Below are 21,295 nucleotides of genomic sequence, written 5' to 3'. Positions count from 1 at the left end.
CCGGCTCGATCAGGGCCCACCGCTCATCGGATAAGTCCGTCGCGTACGGCTTGCGTTCACTCACCCGGCTATCTCAGCACGTCCACGCTCACCAGTCGGGCATAACGCTACAGATTCACTCGATCACAGTACGACATCACGGGCATAGGCTCACAGACCGCCCTCTGAGAGGACCGCGGAGACCTCCGCAACCCTCGCACCCGACGGAACCGCCGCGAAGATCACCTCAGCCTTCGCAACCACGGAAACACCCGCCGCTGCCTCCGTGACGAGCGGCGGGACCGCCCCGGGCTTCGTGCTGCCGCCGGCGCTGGCCGCGCAGGAGCCGCCCGAGGCGCGGGGGCTCACCAGGGACGGGGTCCGGCTGCTGGTTTCGGCAGGCGGCCGGGAACCGGTGCATCGCCGCTTCACCGACCTGCCCGGGCTGCTCGATCCCGGGGACCTGATCGTGGTCAACAACTCGGCGACGCTGCCCGCCGCCGTAAAGCTGGACCGGCTCGCGGTGCACTTCTCCACCGCACGCCCCGACGGCACCTGGCTGGTCGAGCTGCGCCGCCGTACCGGAACCGCGACCGAGCCGTACGGCGGCGGCGAGCCGGGCGAGTGGCTGCCGCTCCCGGGACGCGCCACGCTCCGGCTCCTGGAACGGGAGACGCCCCGGCTGTGGCGGGCCGTGCTGGACCGCGAGGTGGAGCCGTACCTGCGCCGGTACGGGGCCCCGATCCGGTACGCGTACGTGGCCCGGGACTGGCCGATCGAGTCGTACCAGACGGTGTTCGCGACGGTGCCGGGCAGCGCGGAGATGCCGAGCGCGGCACGGCCGTTCACCCCGGAGTTGGTCACCGCGCTGGTGGCGCGCGGCGTCGGCATCGCGCCGATCACGCTGCACACGGGGGTGGCCTCGCCGGAGCGCGACGAGCCGCCGTACGCCGAGCGCTACTCCGTACCGGAGAGCACCGCACGCCTGGTCCGCGTCGCGCTCGGCGCGGGCGCGCGGGTGGTCGCCGCCGGAACCACCGTCGTGCGGGCGCTGGAGGCCGCCGCCACCGACGGGCGGGTGATCGCGTCCGAGGGCTGGACCAGCCACGTCGTGACCCCCGAGACCGGCGTGCGGGCGGTCACGGGGCTCATCACCGGCCTGCACGAGCCGCGCTCCAGCCACCTGATGATGCTGGCCGCCGTCGCGGGCGAGAGGCCGCTCCGCGCGGCGTACGAGGCGGCGCTGCGTGAGGGATACCTGTGGCACGAATTCGGCGACGCGCACCTGATCTTGCGGCGCTAAAACCGCCCCTGAGGCACGGGCATACCCCCGGGCGCAGTACCGTGACTGAATGTGGACCAGCGAACCCTCCTGATCACATTCACCGGCCCCGACCGGCCAGGCGTGACCTCCCGCCTGTTCTCCGTCCTGGCGGGCTTCCCCGTGACCGTGGCCGACATCGAGCAGGTCGTCATCCGCGGCCGCCTCACCCTCGGCGTCCTGGTCGCCTACGCCGGAGGTCCCTCCACCGGCACCGGCAGCACCCTCGGCGCCCTGTGGACCGCCGTCGAGCGGATCGCCGAGGACCTGGGCATGGAAGTGGAGCTGTCCACCGGCTCGCTGACCAAGGAGCACCGCCGCCGCGGCCGCCTGTCGGTCAGCGTGCTCGGCACCACGCTCACGCCCGCCGCCATCGCCGGCATCGCCGGGCGGATCGCCGCCGCCGGCGCCAACATCGACCGCATCGAACGGCTGGCCCAGTGGCCGGTCACCTGCATCGAGCTGTCCGTCTCCGGGGCCAACCCCGACGAGCTCCGCGTGCAGCTGGCCGCCGAGGCCGCCGTGCAGCAGGTCGACGTGGCCGTGCAGCGCACCGGGCTGTCCCGGCGGGCCAAGCGGCTCATCGTCATGGACGTCGACTCCACCCTCATCCAGGGCGAGGTCATCGAGCTGCTGGCCAAGCGGGCCGGCTGTCTCGAAGAGGTCGCCCGGGTCACCGCGGAGGCCATGCGGGGCGAGCTCGACTTCGCCGAGTCGCTGCGCCGCCGGGTCGCCCTGCTCGAAGGGCTGCCCGCCGAGGTGCTGGACCAGGTGCGCGAGGAGGTCGTGCTCACCCCCGGCGCCCGCACGCTCGTACGGACGCTCAAGCGGCTCGACTACCGGTTCGCCATCGTCAGCGGCGGCTTCACCCAGATCACCGACGCGCTCGTCGACGACCTGGGCATCGACTACTCGGCGGCGAACGTCCTGGAGATCATCGACGGCAGGCTGACCGGCCGGCTCGTCGGCGACATCGTCGACCGGCCCGGCAAGGCCCGCGCGCTCGAACGGTTCGCCCGCGAGGCCGGGGTGCCGATCAGCCAGACCGTCGCCATCGGCGACGGGGCCAACGACCTCGACATGATCGCCGCGGCCGGGCTGGGCGTCGCCTTCAACGCCAAGCCCGTGGTCCGCCAGGCGGCCGACACCGCGGTCAACACGCCCTACCTCGACTCGATCCTCTACCTGCTCGGGATCTCCCGCGACGAGGTGGAGGCGGCCGACGCCGAGGACGCCCTGCTGCTCAGCTCTGTGTCGGGCACCAGCGCGTGACCTGCTCGCCCTCGCCGGTCGACAGCTCCGGCCAGGGCGCCGCACATTCGATCACCGCGAAGGTGCCCGGCTCGAACCCGGTGACGTCGCCCGTGAGCATCACCGCCAGCTCGTGGACGGCCGGGTTGTGGCCGCACAGCGCCACGGTGGAGAGGTCGGGGTCGAGCCGGCGCAGCCGTTCCAGCAGTTCCTCGGCGTAGGCCTGGTAGAGCCCGTCCTCGTACCGGGCCGTGGCGCCGGGGAAGACCAGCGCGGTGGTCTGCTTCGTACGCGTGGCCGACGAGCTGAGCACGAGCTCGGGCACCAGCCCGAGCTTCCGCAGCTCCTCGCCGGCCTGCTCGGCGTCGCGTTCCCCGCGCTCGGTCAGCTGCCGGTCCTTGTCTGAGCTCCCCAGGCTCTGGGAGACCGCCTGGGCGTGGCGGATCAGGATCAGCGTGCGCGTCATCTCGACGCCCAGATCGCCAGGGCCGCGATCACGACCATGATCGCCAGCATCGCGAGCAGGATGGCGGCCAGGGTCTTCCCGCCGGACGGTGGCTTGTCTTCCATCCGCCCAGTTTCCCACCGCACCCGCTCACTCCGGCAACCGGCCGTCCGTGAAGACACCCGCCTCACCGGCGCCCATCTCCGTCATGGAGTGCCACACCCCGGCAGCCGGAGCTACATGAAGACGCCCGCCCCTCGGTGTGAGGGGCGGGCGTCGTCAGAAAACCGGTCAGGACGCGACGGTCTCCTTGTCGCGGTCCTCGTCGTTGGCCGGCTCGGTGGTGGCCGAGCGGCGCTTGGAGATGACGATGGCGGCGACGACCACGCCCACCGAGACCACCGTGACGCCGATGCGGAGCGCGGTGTTGTCGGCCCACAGCACCACGGCCGGGGCCACCAGCAGCGCGACCAGGTTCATCACCTTGATCAGCGGGTTGATGGCCGGGCCCGCGGTGTCCTTGAACGGGTCGCCGACGGTGTCGCCGATGACCGTGGCCTCGTGCGCCTCGGAGCCCTTGCCGCCGTGGTGGCCGTCCTCGACCAGCTTCTTGGCGTTGTCCCAGGCTCCGCCGGAGTTGGCGAGGAAGACGGCCATCAGCGTGCCCGCGGCGATGGCGCCCGCCAGGAACGCGCCCAGCGGGGCGTACCCGAGCGCGAAGCCCACCGCGATCGGCGTCATGACCGCGAGCAGGCCGGGCGTGGCCAGCTCGCGGAGCGAGTCGCGGGTGCAGATGTCGACGACGCGCCCGTACTCGGGCTTCTCGGTGCCGTCCATGATGCCCGGCTTGCTGCGGAACTGCTCCCGTACCTCGAAGACGACCCGCATCGCGGCGCGGCCGACCGCCATGATGGCCAGCCCGGAGAACAGGAACACCACGGCCGCGCCGATGATCAGACCGACCAGCACGTCCGGCACGTCGATGCTGAGGCTGAACACGCTGCCCGCGGGCAGCTGGCCTTCGACGGCGGTGCGGAACGCTCCGAACAGCGCGGTGGCGGCCAGCACGGCGGTCGCGATCGCGATGCCCTTGGTGATGGCCTTGGTGGTGTTGCCGACCGCGTCGAGGCTGGTGAGCACCTGGGCGCCCTCGCCCTCGACGTCGCCGGACATCTCGGCGATGCCCTGGGCGTTGTCGGCGACGGGGCCGAAGGTGTCCATCGAGACGATGACGCCGACCGTGGTCAGCAGGCCGGTGCCCGCCAGGGCGACGGCGAACAGCGCCACCGTCACGTTCCCGAAGCCGAGCAGGAACGCCCCGTAGACCGCCGCGCCGATGATCAGCGCCGAGTAGACCGCCGACTCCAGGCCGACGCTGATGCCCGACAGGATGACGGTCGCGGCACCGGTGCGGGAGCTCTCGCCGATCTCGCGGACCGGGCGCCGGTTGGTCTCGGTGAAGTAGCCGGTGAGCAGCTGGATGGCGCTGGCCAGGACCAGGCCGATGAGCACCGCGCCGATGGCGATGATCCGCGGGTCGGCGTCGGACTGCACGGTGGCGCCGCTCAGGCCGTCGAAGGTGGGCGGCAGGTACCAGAACGCGGCCGCCGCGACCAGGACCGCGGAGATCGCGGCGGAGATGAAGAAGCTGCGGTTGATGGCGGCCATGCCGTTGCGGTCGCCGTCGCGCAGCCGGGTGACGAAGATGCCGATGATGGCGGTCAGCACGCCGATCATCGGGACGATGAGCGGGAAGATCAGGCCGTGCTCGCCGAAGGCCACCCGGCCCAGGATGAGGCTGGCCACCAGCATGACGGCGTACGACTCGAACAGGTCGGCCGCCATGCCGGCGCAGTCGCCGACGTTGTCGCCCACGTTGTCGGCGATGGTGGCGGCGTTGCGCGGGTCGTCTTCGGGGATGCCCTGCTCGACCTTGCCGACGAGGTCGGCGCCCACGTCGGCCGCCTTGGTGAAGATGCCGCCGCCCACCCTCATGAACATGGCGAGCAGCGCGGCGCCGAAGCCGAAGCCTTCCAGCACGCCGGGCGCGTCGCCCTGGTAGATGAGCACGACCACGGCCGCGCCGAGCAGGCCGAGGCCCACGGTGAACATGCCCGCGACGCCGCCCGTGCGGAAGGCGATGCGCATGGCGCGCTTCTCGCCCGACTCGCGGGCCGCGGCGGCGACGCGCACGTTGCCGCGCACGGCCAGCCACATGCCCATGAAGCCGGTCAGCGCGGAGAACACCGCGCCGACGACGAAGAAGATCGAGCGTCCGACCCGTACGTCGGTTTCGCCCGGTAGGAGGAGCAGCAGGAAGGGAATGATCACGACGAAGATCGCCAGGGTGCGGAACTGCCGCGTCAGGTACGCGGCGGCCCCTTCCTGGACGGCACGGGCGATGTTCTGCATGCGCTCCGTGCCCTGGTCGGCGGCGAGCACCTCGCGCACCAGGCCGCCTGCGACGGCTAGCGCGATGAGTGCGACCGCGGCGACCACGATCACGATGGTGAGGTTGTTTCCGCTAAGGGTCAGATTGGACGCTGGCTCCACTGCCAGCATGTGCCTAGACATCGTTCTCCTCGGCAAGACCGGTCGTCCTGCCCGGGTGGTGCTGCTATGTAGGCGGGCGGTGCGGCACCATCCGGGTTGTGGGTGCCGCTTCCGGTTGAATCCGCAGTTCTGCTGGATCACCTTGGCCGGTGCCGGGAGTCTACGCAGGCAATACGCAGATATGAAGGCTCTGGAGCCGGGCATTTGTGCGGCCGGTCAGTAAGCCGCTGACAGCGGGGTGGATTGTCGCTTGACTGGGGAAATATCCCCCGCTTTACGGTCATGACTGCGAATAAAAAAGGTCCGACCGTAATAGGGGCTCGGGCGAGTCGTCCGCGGCTGGGCGATTCGCGGGGGCTCCGGCCGCGCCTGGCAGGCGAGGAACGCGGGCACGGCGGAGCGAACCACGTGAAAGGGTGGATGGGCACCGCGGTCTCACCGGATGCCCGTGTCGTTCGTACAGGGGACGCCCCCTGACCGCGAGGGTCAGAAGGCGTCCCGCGCCGAGTTCAAGCCCTACGGCCGGAAAGGCCCGTCAGCGGGGATGCCCGTTGGCGGCGGCGGGCCAGCTCATGCGGATGCGCATGCCCTTGGGGCTCGGGAGCACCTCCACGTCGTCCGCCAGCCCCGCGATCACCGCGATTCCGAAGCCGGTCATGAACGAGTCGGAGAGCATGCCCAGATCGAGGGGCTCCTCCGGCTTGATCTCGTCACTCGGGGCCTGGTCACTGACCGTGACCTCGAAGCGGCCCGAGTCGTCCTTGAGCTCGATGCGGATGGGCTCGCCCGGGCAGTGGGCGCGGTGCGCCTCCACTGCCCGGGAACAGGCCTCACCCACAGCGAGCCGGACCTCATCCAGCAGGGACTCCTCCACGCCGGTGCGCCGGGCGATCGCCGTGGCCACCAGCCGTGCGGTCCGCACGTGCGCGGGGAGAGCGCTGAACGTCAGCTCGACGGTGGCCATCTACTTGTCTTTGCCGTGAGCTTCCTTGGCCTCGTCGACCGAGGCGTAGATCCCGAAGACCTTGGTCAGCCCCGTGATCCGGAAGATCTTGAGGATGCGCTCCTGAGTGCAGACCAGCTCCAGGGAGCCGTCGTGCGCGCGGACCCGCTTGAGCCCGCCCACCAGGACGCCCAGGCCCGTCGAGTCCAGGAAGTCCACCTTCTCCATGTTGACCAGAAGGTGGAAGTTACCCTTGTTCACCAGATCGATGAGGAGCTCACGCAATCTCGGCGCCGTGTAGACATCGATCTCACCTTCGACCTCCACGATGGTGAGTCGGTCTTCGGTGCGGTGATCCAACTTCAGATCCACAGATCCTCCAGCGCCTCGCCTGCGAAAGTACCCTTGCGGGCCTGGCAGTCTGGAGCGGGGCTCCCGACTGTCGGACCCTGACGCGCGGCATTCAACCACGCGTCTGGCTTGTGTCTACTACGAAATCACGATTCCCGGCGACTTTGCCCACGGATGCAGACTGGAAACAGTGACTTCCACCGCTTCCTCCCCACACCGGCCAGGTCCACTCCTCCGGCACCTGCTCGGAGTTCCCGCACGTCACGAGCGCGTCACCCATGTGGAGCATGTTCCAGCACGTCAGGCGGGTCAAGTGGGATGGCCCAACTGGGCGCCGGAACTCCTGGTTACGCGCTTGGCGAACCGGGGGGTCCAGGGGCTCTGGCAGCACCAGTACGAGGCCGCTGACCTGGCCTATCGTGGCCGAAACGTGATCATTTCCACAGGGACGGCGTCCGGGAAATCGCTGGCCTACCTCACCCCGGCCGTGGCCGCCTGCCTCGACGGCGGCACCGTCCTCTACCTCACACCCACCAAGGCCCTCGCCGCCGACCAGCTCAACGGCATCCGCGAACTCCGCATCGCCCAGGTGCGGGCCGCGACCTTCGACGGCGACACCCCGTTCGAGGAGCGCACCTGGGTGCGCAAGCACGCCAACTACGTGCTGACGAACCCGGACATGCTCCACCGCAGCATCCTGCCCCGGCACGCCCAGTGGTCGCTGTTCTTCCGCCGGCTGCGCCTGGTGGTCGTGGACGAGTGCCACGGCTACCGGGGCGTCTTCGGCTCCCACGTCGCGCAGATCATGCGGCGGCTGCGCCGCGTCTGTTCACGGTACGGATCCTCACCCGCCTTCCTGCTGGCCTCGGCGACGGCGAGCGAGCCCGGCCTGTTCGCTCAGCGGCTGACCGGGCTGGACGTGGCCGAGGTGACCTCGGACGCCTCCCCCAAGGGCTCGACGACCATCGCGCTGTGGGAGCCGCCGCTGACGGAGCTCAGGGGTGAGAAGGGCGCCCCCGTGCGCCGTACCGCCACGGCCGAGGCCGCCGACCTGCTGGCGGACCTGGTGCTGGCCGACGTCCGCACGCTCGCCTTCGTCCGCAGCCGCCGGGGCGCCGAGACGGTGGCGCTCCACGCCCGCGCCAAGCTCTCCGACGTCGCCTTCTCCCTGTCCGCCCACGGCCACCCATCGCCGTCCCCCGGAAGAGACACCACGCCGGAGACCGCCGCGTACGATGCCGTGACACCGCGACGACCCGAACCCTCCGACCAGGCGGACACCCCGCAGCCGAAGCCCGCCGACGAGGCGGAACCCCGGCTGCCCGAGTCCGCTGACCGGGTGGGAACCCAGCAGCCGACCGGCCGGGCGGAAGCCCGGCTGTCGGAGTCCACCGGCCAAGCGGAAACCCGGTTGTCAGAGTCCGCCGCTGGAACGGAGTCCCGGCACGAGGCCCTGTCGTGGGAGCCGTCCGAGGCCGAGGAACTGGCGAACCTGCCGGAGAAGGTCGCCGCGTACCGGGCGGGCTATCTGGCGGAGGACCGCAGGCTGCTGGAGAAGGCCCTGCGCTCCGGCGCCCTGACGGGCCTGGCCACCACCAACGCCCTGGAGCTCGGAGTCGACGTGTCCGGCCTGGACGCCGTGCTGATCGCCGGCTGGCCGGGCACCCGCGCCTCGCTCTGGCAGCAGGTCGGCCGGGCGGGCCGGGAGGGCCAGGACGCGCTGGCCGTGTTCATCGCCCGGGACGACCCGCTCGACACCTATCTCGTCCACCACCCGGAGGCGCTGTTCGGGCGGCCGGTCGAGGCCGTCGTCCTCGACCCGGACAACCCGTACGTGCTGGGCCCGCACCTGTGCGCCGCCGCCGCCGAGATTCCGCTGACCGAGCAGGACCTGCCGCTCTTCGGCGAGGCCGCGCCCGGCGTGCTCGCGGACCTCGTCGCCGAGGGCCTGCTGCGCCGCCGCCCGGCCGGCTGGTACTGGACCAGGCGGGAGCGCGCCACCGATCTGGCCGACATCCGGGGCGGTGGCGGCGCCCCGATCCACGTCGTCGAGTCCGCGACCGGCCGCCTGCTCGGAAGCGTGGACGAGCCCTCCGCCCACACGACCGTGCACACCGGGGCGGTCTATCTCCACCAGGGCGAGACGTTCCTCGTGGAGGAGCTGGACCTGGAGGCCGGGGTGGCGCTGGTGAGCAGTGCCGCCCCGGACTACTCGACGTTCGCCCGGGACATCACCGACATCTCCGTCCTGTCCTCCCTGCGTTCGCAGCCGCTCGGGCCAGGCACCCTCCACTTCGGCGAGGTCGAGGTGACCAGGCAGGTCGTCTCGTACCTGAAACGCCGGACGCAGTCGGGCGAGATGCTCGGCGACGAGCCGCTGGACCTGCCGCCGCGCACCCTCCGCACCCGCGCGGTCTGGTGGACGCTGCCGCCCCCCGAGGTCGCCCCGCTGGCCGAGGAGGGCTTCGACCTCGGCGGCTCCGCCCACGCCGCCGAGCACGCCGCCATCGGCCTGCTCCCCCTCTTCGCGACCTGCGACCGCTGGGACATCGGCGGCGTCTCCACGGAGTTGCACGCCGACACCGGCCTGCTCACCGTGTTCGTCTACGACGGCCACCCGGGCGGCGCCGGCATCGCCGAACGCGGGTACGCGCGGGCACGGGAATGGCTGACCGCCACCCGCGAGGCCATCGACTCCTGCGAATGCGAGCGCGGCTGCCCTTCCTGCATCCAGTCGCCGAAATGCGGCAACGGCAACGACCCCCTGGACAAGCGGGGCGCCCTCCGCCTCCTCGCCACCCTGCTGAAGGAGTGACCGCCACATGCGATGGGGGCAGGGTGATTCCGGACGGACCCTGCCGGAAAGAGATGAACCGCCATGCACTGACTCGTTCAGGGGGTAAGGAATCGTGACCGACCAGCTGTTCGGCGTCCACTCGGAGGTGGGCACGCTGCGCAAGGTCATCGTGCACCGCCCGGAGCTGAGCCTCAGACGGCTCACCCCGGCCAACCGCGACCGGCTGCTCTTCGACGACATCATCTGGGTGGAGCACGCGCAGCGTGAGCACGACGCGTTCGTCGCCGTCATGCGCGCGCACGGCGTCGAGGTCTTCTACCACCAGGAACTGCTCGCGCAGGCGCTCGACGCGAGCTTCGAGGCCAAACAGCACGCCGTCGAGCAGGCCGTCACCCATCTGACCGTCGGCCCCGCGCTCGTGGACGGCGTGCGGGAAACCCTCGCCGGGTGGAGCGGCGAGAAGCTGGCCGCCCACCTCATCGGCGGGCTGACCAAACAGGAGTACGGCGTCACCGGCCTGGAAGCCGGCTCCCTGGTGGCGGCCTCGGCACGGCCCGACGACTTCATGCTGCCGCCGCTGCCCAACTCCCTCTACCAGCGCGACCCGGTCGCCTGGCTCTACGGCGGGGTGTCGCTCAACCCGATGTACTACCACGCCCGCCGCCTGGAGACGATGAACCAGAGCACGATCTTCCGCTACCACCCCATGTTCGCCGACGAGGAGTTCGCGTTCTGGTACCCGAGACGCGGCGAGGAGTCGCGCTTCTCCGAGGAGGACTTCGGCGCCGCCGCCATGGAGGGCGGCGACATGATGCCCATCGGCAACCGCACCGTCGTGATCGGCCTGAGCGAGCGGACCAACCCGCGCACCGCCGAACACCTCGCGCTCTCGCTGTTCGAGGGAGGCTCCGTCGACCGCGTGATCGCCGTCGAGATCCCCAAGCGCCGTACGTACATGCACCTGGACACCGTCTTCACCCTCCTGGACGTGGACAAAGCGGCCGTCTACCCACCCTTCCTGGAGACCGCCACCACCTACTCCCTCCGCCCAGCGGACAAACCCGGCACCCTCGACGTCCACCTCGACGCGAGCTTCGCCCGCGCTGTCGCGGAAACCCTCGGCATCCGCGAACTTGAGCTGATCCCCACCGGCGGCGACGACTACCAGCAGGCCCGCGAACAGTGGGACTCTGGCAACAACTTCTTCGCCCTCTCCCCCGGCGTCGTGATCGGCTACCACAAGAACCAGTTCACCAACCGTCAGTTGCGGGCCCGCGGCGTCGAGGTGGTCGAAATCGAAGGCTTCGAACTCGGCAAGGGCCGTGGCGGCGCCCGCTGCATGACCTGCCCCATCCAACGAGCCCCGATCTAAGCCGCGCCTTGAACTGATCACAGCCAAAAGAGCGAGGACGCGACCGTCTACACGATCTTGTCGTAACGGGTCGTCAGGCCGGGAACGTGCTTGAGCCGGTTGAAGCAGCGCTCGACCACGTGGCGTCGCACGTACAGGGTTCACCCGAAACCGGATGGCCGGTCCCCGTGACTGCCTCACCGGCGGCCGGCCATCTCGCCTACTGGTGCAGTAACTGCTTGAGAGCTTCCACCCCTGGTCAGTCAGTGCATGACAACGGATCACCAGGTCATGAACCCCCCGCACGCCTAGGTCGACTTGAGGCCCTGTCTGGAGTTCAGATCACAGAGTTTCGCTGCGCTACGGACCGTGATCCTGATAAGTCTGCGCCATGGCGCATGGAGACCTCACCGATGAGGAATGGTCCCTGATCGAGCCTCACCTGCCCCTGGGTGAGCGAGGCCCGATCCCGGACCTGCGGCAGCAGTTCAACGCGGTGCTGTGGCGGTTCCGTACCCACAGCCCCTGGCGGGATCTGCCTGCCGAGTATGGGCCGTGGCCCACCGCCTACGACCGGTTCCGGACATGGGTGGCGGCGGGCGTATTCGAGGAGCTGATGCAGGTGATGGCCGCCGGGGCTCCGGCTCGTCAGTCCGACCTGGAACCGGCGAACGTGGACCCCACCACGACCGGGCCCGCCGGCACGATCCTGGGGGCCGAGCTGGCCCAGGCGCTCCAACAGGCCGCCGACGAGGAGAAGGGGCTGCGCTTCAGGTTCATACCCCACACGGACACGGTGCAGCCGTCAGCTACTAGCAGCGACGGCAACGACGACAGTGCAGGTTCCGGCTGAGGGTGACTTGGCCGGGCCACTCACGGGGTGACCTACCCGCCAAGGCGCACCTGCCAAATACGCTCAGGGGCAAGTTAGGCCCAGACCCGCAGGTTGGGGCCGTGCTGGAGCGCATCAAGATCCGGTTCCTAGCGGCGTTCCCGCGTATCCGCTCAGGTGCGTGGCGGCCAGACCCGGGCTGAGCGTAGGCAGCGACCGGACCCTGGGCGCGGAGGAGCGGACCAGTGGAGGGGCGGACCAGCGGAGGGGCGGACCGTGAGGTGTACGCCTCCCGCGTCGCGCCTACCTGCGCCCGCCAGGGGTCGGGGCAATCATCGCGGAGAAGCCTGATCAGGCGGCCACCGCAAGAAGTGTGGCTCTGGTGGTGGCCGCTTGGTCAGCCATGATCGGAAACTGTGCGAGCAGCGCCGACACGGTGGAGCAGTACAGCAACTGGATCAAGGAGTACGCGGACTGGCTTCCCAAGCCGACGAAAGACCCGAAAGCTACCTTGCCGGGTGGTCGTGGGAGGGGCCCGCGCGGGAGCGGCCGGTCAAGGTGCGGGGTCCGAGACCGGGGATTGAGATGGTCAGGGACGTTTGGACGTCTGCCACCGCGCCGGTGATGGTGCAGCTTGATAGGTCGGCACCGTTTTGTCTCGCTAGGGCGGCTGCTCTTGTGCAGGCGCTTTTGGGGGCTACCAGAGCTAGGCGGGCGGCGGCCAGTGCGCTGAGGTCGGCGGCTTGGTGGACGCGGTGGCGGGCGACTCGTGCGGAGCCGGTCACGGCGAAGGCCAGGGCCACGGACATCAGCAGACCCATGAGCGCGACGCCCCAGAGAGTGGCTGAGCCTCGGTCGTTGCATGGCATCTGAGGTCTCCTGGTTAGGATTCGGTGGCCGCGGTGGCGGAGGCGGTCACCTGGACTGCGGGCAGGGCGGGGCCCCAGGGTGGGCGGACCGCGCGGGAGATGGTCACGGTGGTCTGCTCTGGGGTGCGGTTGACTGTCACGTCGGCTTCCGGGTGGGTGGCTGAGCGGGCGAGGTCTCGTACCTGGTCCAGGCGCTCGCCCCTGGCTGCGGCGCGCGCGGCGGCGCGGGCGGCGTCGACGCATTCGAGCTGGGCCCCGACTGCTTGGATGGCCCAGAGCGCGGCGGCGAGGACGACGATGAGCGCTGGGAGCGTCGCGGCGGTTTCGGCGGTGACCGAGCCCTTCGACGAACGTGCGGATGTGGTCATCCGTTGGTGTTGAGTGCGCGGCCGACCAGGGACGAGAGCATCTCCTGCACTTCGGAGCTGCTGACCACCTTGAAGAGCAGGGCGGCGAAGGCGCAGGCGGCGATGGTGCCTACCGCGTACTCGGCGGTTGACATGCCTCTGTCTCGGGCGGATCCCGTCAGGTGGGCCTGCCTGGCCGACCACCAGCGACGGCAGCGGGCGCGGAGAGACGGCGTGGTGAGGTCCTGCATCGTGCCTCCAGGAGGGTCGGGGCCGGGGTGGTGCCCGGCGTCGCGGGTCCAAGATTCGCGCGAACCGGCCTGGGGTTATGAGGCCGAGTGGCGTTCTGGGGATAAGTGGGTCGGGGGTGTGGGCAGCTGTGGATAGGCCTCCGCCTGGCCCTGGTGTGGGTTGTCCGGCCTCTGGTGGCTGTCAAGGGAGGACGATCGTGGCGGCGAGGCCGGCGACCACGGGGATGATCCCCAAGAGGACGAAGGCCGGGAGGAAGCAGAGGCCCAGGGGTGCCACCGCCTTGACGCCCACGGCGCGGGCTGCGGCCACTGAGGCTGCTCTCGACGATTCGCGGGCGTCGTCCGCCAGGCGGGTGAGGACGTCGGCCACGGGGGCGCCGCTCTGGGCAGCTCGGATCATCGCTCGGGCGAGTGGGGCGGTGGCCGGGTCTCTGGACAGGTGAGCCCAGGTCGGTTCGGGGTCGGCGCCGAGCCTGAGCTGGGCGGCCACCCAAGTGAGCCGGAGTCCGAGCGGGCCGCCGACGGCTGTGGCGGCGGTCTCGGTGGCGGTGCTGGTGGGGCGGCCCGCGAGCAGGCAGGCGGACATGAGATCGGCGGCGAACGGCAGGTCGGCGGTGATCTGGATGCGGTCGCGTTCCCGTTCCGGTGGTTCCCTGCGATGGAGTGCCGTGGCGGCGACGGGGGTGGCCAGGAGGGCGGCCACGATGCCCGGGATGCCGCCGACCAGTAGTGCGACGATCAGGCCGAGACAGAGGGACGGGACGACGGTGCGGACGGTGAGTCGGCGCTCGGCTCCATCTCCGTCTTCGAGCCAGACGGGTGTGGGTGTGTCGGCGGGCTTGGACCCGTTCGGCCGGAGCGGGGGTGCGGGGAGCAGGCGGGCGAGGCGGTGTGCGGGTGTGGCGGGCGAGGTCCAGAGGTAGGCCGCGAAGGCCGCGCAGAGGACGGAGGCTAGGGCGAGCATCGGAAGTCCTTGGGATGGGTGTCGTTGGGCGACTGATCTCATGGCTGGGACCTGTAAGCCGCTCTGACGGATGGCCGCCCTGGGAACTGAGCTCGCGGCCTCGAGCGGGGTTTTTCTGGGGGCTTGCCTCGTACGAAGTACGTCAGAGGTTGGTGGCTCGGGTGGCCATGCGGTGGGTCCACCAGAGGCCGCAGACGTTCAGGGAGATGCCGGCGGTGAGGCAGAGGAGGCCCGGGAGGCTGCCCAGGAGGAAGGCCAGGGGGCGCATGCCCAGGGCGGCGGCCATCAGGAGGCCCAGGGCCGGGAGAACGGCCAGCATTTTCGCGGTGGCGCGAGGGCCTGCGAGTTGGGCTGCCACGTCCTGACGGTGGGCCTGGGAGGAGCGCATGGTCGCCGCCACGCGGTCCACCAGGGCGCTCAGGCCTGCTCCGGCCGTGATGCTGACGTCCCAGCAGGCGGCGAGGCGGCGCAGGCCCTCTCCGCCCTCTCCGGGGGCGGCTCGAAGCAGGGCTGCGGATACGTCGCCGCCGTCTCTGGCTGCTGCCGACACGGGGCGCAGCGCGTCCGGGTCCGGGAAGTCGACTGAGGTGAGTGCTCTGGTGAGGGACTCGCCCGGGGTCCTGCCTGCTGATAGTTCGGCGGTCATGGCGTGGCACAGCTCGATCGAGGCGCGGCGCCAGGCGTCGGCGCGGCGTGACCTGCTCGGGCGGGCGAGAAGTGCCTTCATCGTGCGCGGGCGGGACTCGTCGCCTTGGTGGGTGAGCCTGGCAAGACGCGAAGTTGCGGCGTCCGGGCCGGTCCAGAGCCACACGGCGAGGACGGTGAAGAGTGCGGCTAGCGCGATCATGGCGACGGCTCGGGGCCGGGGAAGCACGCTTGACCGGTCGACGGGGAGCGGTGGGGGCTGGGGTAACCGTCCTGCGGAGCGCGCCGCTCGTGGCCATCGGGGTGGGGGCTGGGGTGACCGTCCTGCGGAGCGCGCTGCTCGTGGCCGTCGAGGCCGGGTGAGGGTTGGCCTGTCAGGGCGGTGTAGGCGGGGCCGGGGTGGGTGTGGCCGTCGGGGGTGAAGGTCACGGCGGGGATGGCTCGTACGAGGTCGTCGTCGGTTCTGGTGAGGAGGCGGATCTCGGAGATGCGGCGGCGGCCGTCGGAGCGGCCGCGGGTGAGGTGGATGACGACGTCGAGGGCGGCGGCCAGCTGGCTGTGGACGGCCTGTCTGCTGAGGCCGGCGGCGCAGCCGAGGGCTTCCAGGCGGGGTGGGACGTCGGCGGCGGTGTTGGCGTGGAGGGTGCCGCAGCCGCCTTCGTGGCCGGTGTTGAGTGCGGCCAGGAGGTCGACCACTTCCGAGCCTCGGACCTCGCCGACCACCAGACGGTCGGGGCGCATGCGGAGGGCTTGGCGGACGAGGTCGCGCAGGCTGACGCTACCCGCGCCTTCGACGTTGGCGGGTCTGGATTCCAGGCGGACCACGTGGGGGTGGCGGGGGCGGAGTTCGGCAGAGTCCTCGACCAGCAGGAGGCGTTCGGCGGGGTCGGCCAGGGACAGCAGCGCGCTGAGGAGGGTCGTCTTGCCTGTGCCGGTGCCTCCGGAGATCAGGAAGGCTCGCCTGGTGGTGACCAGGGTCTGGAGGATGGGGACGGCAGCGGGGGTGATCGTGCCGGCGGCGACCAGGTCGGGAAGGGTGTAGGTGCGCCGGGGTGGCAGGCGCAGCGAGACGCAGGTGCCTCCCGAGGCGATGGGAGGCAGGATCGCGTGGAGGCGGACGCCTCCGGCGAGGCGGGCGTCGACGTACGGGGAGGCGTCGTCGAGGCGGCGGCCCGCGGCGGCGGCCAGGCGCTGGGCGAGCCTGCGGACGGCGGCGTCGTCGGTGAAGGTGACCGGGGTGAGGCGCAGGCCGCGGCCGTCGTCGACCCAGACCTCGCGGGGGCCGTTGACCAGGACGTCCGTCACGTCCGGCGCGGCCAGGAGCGGTTCCAGGGGGCCGGCGCCGATGAGGTCGGCGCAGAGGGCCCGGGCCACGGCGAGGATCTCGGCGTCGCCGTAGACGGCGCGTTCGGCGCGGAGCGCCACGGCCACCTGGGCGGCGGTGGGCTCCGCCCCTGCGCGGGCGAGGCGGACGCGGACGGCTTCGACGAGCTCGGGGGTCACTTGGTGGGACATGCGGGGCTCGTCTCGGCCGGGAGGAGGTCGCGGAGGAGGGTGGCGCAGAGGGCGCCGAGGCTGCTGCGGGGGCCGAGCCTGGGAAGCTCGCCGCGGTTGAGCGTGGCCGTCAGGCGGGGGTGGTCCGGCAGGCGGGCGGCGGCGGGGATGGCCAGGGAGGCCGCCACCGTGTCGGGGTCGAGGACGCCGGGGCGGATGACGGCGCGGATGTCGGAGGTGTGCTCGGCCGCCTGGCGCAGGACCTGGGCGGCGGACAGGACGCCGCGGACGTCGGCGGTGGCCACCAGGAGGGTGGTGGTGGCCCGGCCCAGGGCTTCGGCGGCGGCGTCGTCGAGGTGGCGGGGCAGGTCGGCGATCACCAGGTCGAAGCCGCGGCGGCCGGCTTCGAGGACCGAGCGCATCGCTTCGCGGGGGATGGGGCGGACCTCGCCGCGGTGGAACGACAGGACCGCGAGGTCGCCGAAGCTGGGAAGCGCTTCCTGAAGGGCTGAGGCGCCGATGCGGCCTTGCCGGGCCACCAGGTCCGCCCAGCGGGCCCCGGGCGTCTCCTCCTGCCCCAGAAGGGCGTCCAGGCCGCCTCCCAGCGGGTCGGCGTCGACCAGGAGGGTGCGCAGCCGGTCTTCGGAAGCCCGGAGCGCCAGGCACGCCGACAGGACGCTGGCGCCCGCGCCGCCCCGGCCGCCGATGACGCAGATGGTCACGCCCGCTCTCGGGTGGGGCTCCATCGCGTCGGCGAACTCCTCGACCAGGCGGCGCTCCTCCTCGGGGAGCGGGACGACCGCCTGGGCTCCGGCGGTGACGCAGGCGCGCCAGGTGGCGGGGTCGGCGGGGGTGCGGGTGACGAGGAGCACGCGGTCTCTGGGCGGCGGGGCGCAGGCGGCGACGGCGTCGGCGAGGTCGGCGCCGACGACCACCAGCGGGGCCTGGGTCCAGTACGGGCGTGCGTGGGCGGGGGCGTGGGCCACGTCGAGCTGGGCTCCGGCCGCGGCGGCGATGCGGACCAGGTCGTCGAGCAGGTCGCGGTCCTCGGTGATGACCAGCGGGCGATTCATCGGGGCCTCCCTCGGGGTCGGGGGTCCGACGATGCCCGGGGCGAGGCGGGGCGCGAGGAGGCGAACGCGGTTCTGGGGACGGAGCGCGGGCGTCGTGCACAGGCTGTGGATGACGGCCGGGGCCACAAATAGGGCGACCCCCGCCGGGGGGGAGAGCGGGGGTCGCCTGTTCGGTCCGGCTCCGGGGGGGTAGAGCCGGTCCCGTTTCAGAAGAAAGCTTTCATCACTTCACCAGAGCATGGCAAGGGACTGGGAAACAAACCCCGTGCCCCGTCGCTCCAGTTTCGGGCGATACCTCCGTATGCTGCCCGATCGACTCGAGTTTCGTCGAGGCGCAATCTCGCATTTCCGCCAAGTTTTTCCGTAAACGCATAACGATCACATAAAGCCGATCACGCACAGTGATCGGCGCCACGCCGGGAACCGCCGCGCGAGCGCGCCACACCGGCGCCGCCGCCAACGTCCGGTAAAGGTCTTGCCTCCGGGGCTTCCCATCAGGGCGGATCCGTCATACAAAGGTGTCACGGACAGGTTGTCCGGGTGCATCAACCGGGTACCCACGCGCGACCAGCCGCGGGAGGCGCGTCGTGACGGGCTTGACCCGCTCCGACGAATTGAGGTGCACGCTTGGTAACCCGGTGTGGTGCATCGGCAGACGGCGTCTCTTGACAGGGGCGCCGTCGGCTATGTCCTCAGCCTCTCTGCATGGCTTCGCAGATGGCGACGGCTTCCCGCACCCCCAGGGTCACCGCGGAGGCACACTGCTGTATCCACTGGGCGACGCCTTCCTGCGTGCCGCCCAGGTAGGCCCGCAGCCCCTCGGCGTAGGGCAGCTCCCGGTGCCCCACCTCGACGGCCACCAGCGACTTGGGGTCCAGCCCGTACTCGACCAGGGTGAGCCGCTCGGCGGCGCGCGCGACGACGCCGTCGGCCGAGCCGAAGGGCCGCAGCACCGCCAGCTCCGCGTGCACGATCGCGGCCATGACCAGCGCCGGGGCCTTGGTGGCGCTGTCCATCAGCCGGAAGAGGCTCTCCATCCGGACCGCGGTCTCCTCGGCGGACGGCGCGGGGCCCAGGCCCAGCGGGTCGGGGGCCTCGTCGGCCGTGCGGGGCCGCCCGAGCGCGTCCTGGCCGGTCAGACCGGCCGCGGCGACGGTGTGCAGGCGGGCCAGCACCTGCCGGGGGGCCTTGCGCCAGGTGGACCCGAGCCGGCCCAGCTCGGCGGAGGCGCGCAGCGCGCCCTGGACGACCGGATCGTGCGCCTCGTCGCGGCGCAGCGCGTCGAGCGGGACGTCCACGCCCTCGATCGCGGCCGAGGCGCGGGCGCCGCGCAGCGACGACTCGGTGGAGACGGCAGGGCTGGCGCGGCGCAGGACACGGTGCCGGTAGAGCCGGTCGACGGCCTCGCGGGCGGCGTCGACCGCCTCCGGCACGCCGGGAAGCCGTGCGATGACGGCCAATGGGTCGCTCACGGATAAGGACCATACCCGCGGGTAGAGGACCACTCCTGAGAGGGCCCATAAAGCCAGGCAGCAAATGGCGCAATATTTCAGGATGACAACGTTTCAATAGCTTTTGTCATTCGAATCGACAAGCTGTCGAGTTCGTGCGCCGAACGGTACAGACCTGTCTAGACCTCTTGTGTGGGTGTGCTGTGACCTGGTGAAGTGGGATATGACCTACTCGATCTGGCCCTAGAAGGAGCGCGAAGGTGGCCCCGGAGACCCCTGGAAACGAGACCCAGGCACTGTCCAACCTGCTTCAGGAGAACCGCCGGTTCGCGCCGCCGGCAGAGCTGGCAGCGGCCGCGAACGTGACCGAAGCAGCCTATGCCGAGGCGGACGCCGACCGCCTAGCGTTCTGGGAGCGTGCCGCCGAGAGACTGACGTGGACCAAACGGTGGGACACCACCCTTGAGTGGAACGCGCCTTTCGCGAAGTGGTTCGTCGGCGGTGAGCTGAACGTCGCCTACAACTGTGTCGACCGGCACGTCGAGGCCGGCCACGGCGACAAGGTGGCCTACTACTGGGAGGGCGAGCCCGAGGGCGACTCCCGCGTGATCACCTACGCCGAGCTGAAGGACGAGGTGTGCAAGGCGGCCAACGCCCTGCACGAGCTGGGGGTGCGCAAGGGCGACCGGGTGGCCGTCTACCTGCCGATGATCCCCGAGCTGCCGATCACCATGCTGGCCTGCGCCCGCATCGGCGCCGTCCACTCGGTGGTGTTCGGCGGGTTCTCCTCGTCGGCGCTGAAGAGCCGCATCCACGACGCCGACGCCAAGGTGGTCGTCACCGCCGACGGCGGCTACCGCCGCGGCAAGCCCTCGGCGCTCAAGCCCACCGTGGACGAGGCCGTTGCCGAGAGCCCGCAGGTGGAGAAGGTCCTGGTGGTCCGGCGCACCGGTCAGGAGATCGCGTTCGGCGACAAGGACCTGTGGTGGCACGACGTCGTCGGCCGGCAGAGCACCGAGCACACCCCTGAGGCGAACGACGCCGAGGACCCGCTCTACATCCTCTACACCAGCGGCACCACCGGCAGCCCGAAGGGCATCCTGCACACCACCGGCGGCTACATGGTCCAGACGGCCTGGACGCACGAGGCCGTCTTCGACCTGAAGCCCGACTCCGACATCTACTGGTGCACGGCCGACATCGGCTGGGTGACCGGGCACTCCTACATCGTGTACGGGCCGCTGGCCAACGGCGCGACGAGCGTGATCTACGAGGGCACGCCCGACACCCCGCACCGGGGCCGCTTCTGGGAGATCGTGCAGAAGTACAAGATCTCGATCCTCTACACCGCGCCCACGGCCATCCGGACGTTCATGAAGTGGGGCGACGAGATCCCCGCCAAGTTCGACATGTCGAGCCTGCGCATCCTGGGCTCGGTGGGCGAGCCGATCAACCCCGAGGCCTACATCTGGTACCGGGAGAACATCGGCGGCGGCCGCTGCCCGGTGGTCGACACCTGGTGGCAGACCGAGACGGGCGCGATCATGATCAGCCCGCTGCCCGGCGTGACGCACGCCAAGCCCGGCGCGGCCATGCGCGCGCTGCCCGGCATCGTCGCCGACGTGGTCGACGACCAGGGCAACAGCGTGCCCAACGGCGGCGGCGGGTTCCTGGTGATCCGCGAGCCGTGGCCGGCCATGCTCCGCACGATCTGGGGCAACGACCAGCGCTACGTCGACACGTACTGGTCGAGGTTCGACGGCCTCTACTTCCCCGGCGACGGCGCCAAGAAGGACGAGGACGGCGACCTGTGGCTGCTGGGCCGCGTCGACGACGTCATGCTCGTCTCCGGCCACAACATCTCCACCACCGAGGTGGAGAGCGCGCTGGTCAGCCACCCGAAGGTGGCCGAGGCGGCGGTCGTGGGCGCCACCGACCCGGTGACCGGCCAGGCCATCGTGTCGTTCGTCATCCTGCGCGGCGCGGTCGAGGAGGACGAGGACATCGCGTCCGAGCTGCGCGCGCACGTCGCCAAGACGCTGGGCCCGATCGCCAAGCCACGCCAGATCCTGGTGGTGCCGGAGCTGCCCAAGACCCGGTCCGGCAAGATCATGCGGCGCCTGCTGCGTGACGTGGCGGAGAACCGGAGCATAGGCGATGTCACCACGCTGGCCGACAGCACGGTGATGGACCTGATCGCGCAGAAGCTCCCGTCCGCCAAGGCCGACGACTAGGAACACTCAGGCGACCCCCCGTCCCAGCCGGGCCGGGGGGTCGCTCGTGTGCGAGGCGGGTCCGGCGCTATGTTCTCGGATCGGGTAGATCTGGGAGTGATTGCGGGGCGCGTGGTGGGCAGGTTCCTGGGATGTTCGGCCGGG

The 21,295-nt window shown here is 70.9% G+C and carries 18 protein-coding genes; 6 read left to right on the top strand and 12 right to left on the bottom strand.

Annotation, left to right across the window (positions count from 1 at the left end):
- Positions 1-265: 265 nt before the first annotated feature.
- Both AB0J42_RS34250 and serB read left to right on the top strand, forming a co-directional pair.
- Positions 266-1,282 carry an S-adenosylmethionine:tRNA ribosyltransferase-isomerase gene (locus AB0J42_RS34250; RefSeq protein WP_364301988.1) on the top strand — a complete coding sequence of 339 codons (1,017 nt, stop codon included), beginning with the start codon at positions 266-268 and terminating at the stop codon, positions 1,280-1,282.
- 51 nt (positions 1,283-1,333) lie between these two features.
- Positions 1,334-2,572, top strand: a complete 1,239-nt coding sequence (gene serB, locus AB0J42_RS34245; RefSeq protein ID WP_364301986.1) for a phosphoserine phosphatase SerB — start codon at positions 1,334-1,336, stop codon at positions 2,570-2,572.
- Here serB and AB0J42_RS34240 read toward each other — a convergent pair.
- From AB0J42_RS34240 to AB0J42_RS34225, 4 genes are all read right to left on the bottom strand, one after another.
- Entirely contained in the window at positions 2,544-3,017 is a 474-nt protein-coding gene (locus AB0J42_RS34240; RefSeq protein WP_364301984.1) for a histidine phosphatase family protein, read from the bottom strand. The two genes, serB and AB0J42_RS34240, sit on opposite strands and share 29 nt — an antisense overlap.
- Before the next feature lie 270 nt (positions 3,018-3,287).
- Positions 3,288-5,570 carry a sodium-translocating pyrophosphatase gene (locus AB0J42_RS34235; protein ID WP_364301982.1) on the bottom strand — a complete coding sequence of 761 codons (2,283 nt, stop codon included), beginning with the start codon at positions 5,568-5,570 and terminating at the stop codon, positions 3,288-3,290.
- 514 nt (positions 5,571-6,084) lie between these two features.
- Positions 6,085-6,513 carry an ATP-binding protein gene (locus AB0J42_RS34230; RefSeq protein ID WP_364301980.1) on the bottom strand — a complete coding sequence of 143 codons (429 nt, stop codon included), beginning with the start codon at positions 6,511-6,513 and terminating at the stop codon, positions 6,085-6,087.
- Positions 6,514-6,864, bottom strand: a complete 351-nt coding sequence (locus AB0J42_RS34225; protein WP_043629845.1) for an STAS domain-containing protein — start codon at positions 6,862-6,864, stop codon at positions 6,514-6,516. It abuts the gene before it with no gap.
- A 409-nt stretch (positions 6,865-7,273) separates the two neighbouring features.
- Between AB0J42_RS34225 and AB0J42_RS34220 the strand changes: the two genes are divergently transcribed.
- From AB0J42_RS34220 to AB0J42_RS34210, 3 genes are all read left to right on the top strand, one after another.
- A complete protein-coding gene (locus AB0J42_RS34220) occupies positions 7,274-9,658 on the top strand; it encodes a DEAD/DEAH box helicase (protein WP_364301978.1) in 2,385 nt (794 codons plus the stop codon).
- A gap of 94 nt (positions 9,659-9,752) precedes the next feature.
- A complete protein-coding gene (locus AB0J42_RS34215) occupies positions 9,753-11,012 on the top strand; it encodes an arginine deiminase (RefSeq protein WP_364301976.1) in 1,260 nt (419 codons plus the stop codon).
- 370 nt (positions 11,013-11,382) lie between these two features.
- A complete protein-coding gene (locus tag AB0J42_RS34210; RefSeq protein ID WP_364301974.1) occupies positions 11,383-11,844 on the top strand; it encodes a transposase in 462 nt (153 codons plus the stop codon).
- Between the two features lie 485 nt (positions 11,845-12,329).
- Here AB0J42_RS34210 and AB0J42_RS34205 read toward each other — a convergent pair whose 3' ends face one another.
- The 8 genes from AB0J42_RS34205 to AB0J42_RS34170 form a co-directional block, all read right to left on the bottom strand.
- Positions 12,330-12,692 (bottom strand): Rv3654c family TadE-like protein, encoded by a 363-nt coding sequence (locus AB0J42_RS34205; RefSeq protein ID WP_364301972.1) that lies wholly within the window; start codon positions 12,690-12,692, stop codon positions 12,330-12,332.
- A gap of 14 nt (positions 12,693-12,706) precedes the next feature.
- A complete protein-coding gene (locus AB0J42_RS34200) occupies positions 12,707-13,060 on the bottom strand; it encodes a TadE family type IV pilus minor pilin (protein ID WP_364301970.1) in 354 nt (117 codons plus the stop codon).
- The gene (locus AB0J42_RS34195; RefSeq protein WP_364301968.1) at positions 13,057-13,290 is read right to left on the bottom strand and encodes a DUF4244 domain-containing protein; all 234 of its coding nucleotides are present in this window, start codon (positions 13,288-13,290) and stop codon (positions 13,057-13,059) included. Before AB0J42_RS34195 ends, AB0J42_RS34200 begins: the two co-directional genes overlap by 4 nt.
- A gap of 181 nt (positions 13,291-13,471) precedes the next feature.
- Positions 13,472-14,254: a type II secretion system F family protein gene (locus tag AB0J42_RS34190; RefSeq protein ID WP_364301966.1), complete on the bottom strand. Its 783-nt coding sequence runs from the start codon at positions 14,252-14,254 to the stop codon at positions 13,472-13,474.
- 142 nt (positions 14,255-14,396) lie between these two features.
- The gene (locus tag AB0J42_RS34185) at positions 14,397-15,101 is read right to left on the bottom strand and encodes a type II secretion system F family protein (protein ID WP_364301964.1); all 705 of its coding nucleotides are present in this window, start codon (positions 15,099-15,101) and stop codon (positions 14,397-14,399) included.
- Positions 15,098-16,414, bottom strand: a complete 1,317-nt coding sequence (locus AB0J42_RS34180) for a TadA family conjugal transfer-associated ATPase (RefSeq protein ID WP_364301962.1) — start codon at positions 16,412-16,414, stop codon at positions 15,098-15,100. The genes AB0J42_RS34185 and AB0J42_RS34180 overlap by 4 nt, the downstream gene beginning before the upstream one ends.
- Complete coding sequence (gene ssd, locus AB0J42_RS34175) at positions 16,399-17,466, bottom strand: septum site-determining protein Ssd (RefSeq protein WP_364301960.1); 1,068 nt, start codon at positions 17,464-17,466, stop codon at positions 16,399-16,401. Before ssd ends, AB0J42_RS34180 begins: the two co-directional genes overlap by 16 nt.
- A gap of 692 nt (positions 17,467-18,158) precedes the next feature.
- The gene (locus AB0J42_RS34170; RefSeq protein ID WP_364301958.1) at positions 18,159-18,938 is read right to left on the bottom strand and encodes an oxidoreductase; all 780 of its coding nucleotides are present in this window, start codon (positions 18,936-18,938) and stop codon (positions 18,159-18,161) included.
- Positions 18,939-19,177: 239 nt separating this feature from the next.
- Between AB0J42_RS34170 and acs the strand changes: the two genes are divergently transcribed.
- Positions 19,178-21,151 (top strand): acetate--CoA ligase, encoded by a 1,974-nt coding sequence (acs, locus tag AB0J42_RS34165; RefSeq protein ID WP_364301956.1) that lies wholly within the window; start codon positions 19,178-19,180, stop codon positions 21,149-21,151.
- Positions 21,152-21,295 lie beyond the last annotated feature (144 nt).

This window comes from Nonomuraea sp. NPDC049649 (assembly GCF_040675175.1).
GTDB lineage: Bacteria > Actinomycetota > Actinomycetes > Streptosporangiales > Streptosporangiaceae > Nonomuraea.
The sequence above is the reverse complement of the archived record's forward strand: the minus strand, read 5'-3'. Positions and strand labels throughout refer to the sequence as shown.

Bases quoted from the DNA above. Each gene is read 5' to 3' on its own strand.
- AB0J42_RS34240 (WP_364301984.1), bottom strand. From the start codon at position 3,017: ATGACGCGCACGCTGATCCTGATCCGCCACGCCCAGGCGGTCTCCCAG.
- AB0J42_RS34235 (WP_364301982.1), bottom strand. From the start codon at position 5,570: ATGTCTAGGCACATGCTGGCAGTGGAGCCAGCGTCCAATCTGACCCTT.
- AB0J42_RS34230 (WP_364301980.1), bottom strand. From the start codon at position 6,513: ATGGCCACCGTCGAGCTGACGTTCAGCGCTCTCCCCGCGCACGTGCGG.
- AB0J42_RS34210 (WP_364301974.1), top strand. From the start codon at position 11,383: ATGGCGCATGGAGACCTCACCGATGAGGAATGGTCCCTGATCGAGCCT.
- AB0J42_RS34205 (WP_364301972.1), bottom strand. From the start codon at position 12,692: ATGCCATGCAACGACCGAGGCTCAGCCACTCTCTGGGGCGTCGCGCTC.
- AB0J42_RS34200 (WP_364301970.1), bottom strand. From the start codon at position 13,060: ATGACCACATCCGCACGTTCGTCGAAGGGCTCGGTCACCGCCGAAACC.
- AB0J42_RS34195 (WP_364301968.1), bottom strand. From the start codon at position 13,290: ATGCAGGACCTCACCACGCCGTCTCTCCGCGCCCGCTGCCGTCGCTGG.
- AB0J42_RS34190 (WP_364301966.1), bottom strand. From the start codon at position 14,254: ATGCTCGCCCTAGCCTCCGTCCTCTGCGCGGCCTTCGCGGCCTACCTC.
- AB0J42_RS34185 (WP_364301964.1), bottom strand. From the start codon at position 15,101: ATGATCGCGCTAGCCGCACTCTTCACCGTCCTCGCCGTGTGGCTCTGG.
- AB0J42_RS34180 (WP_364301962.1), bottom strand. From the start codon at position 16,414: ATGTCCCACCAAGTGACCCCCGAGCTCGTCGAAGCCGTCCGCGTCCGC.
- ssd (WP_364301960.1), bottom strand. From the start codon at position 17,466: ATGAATCGCCCGCTGGTCATCACCGAGGACCGCGACCTGCTCGACGAC.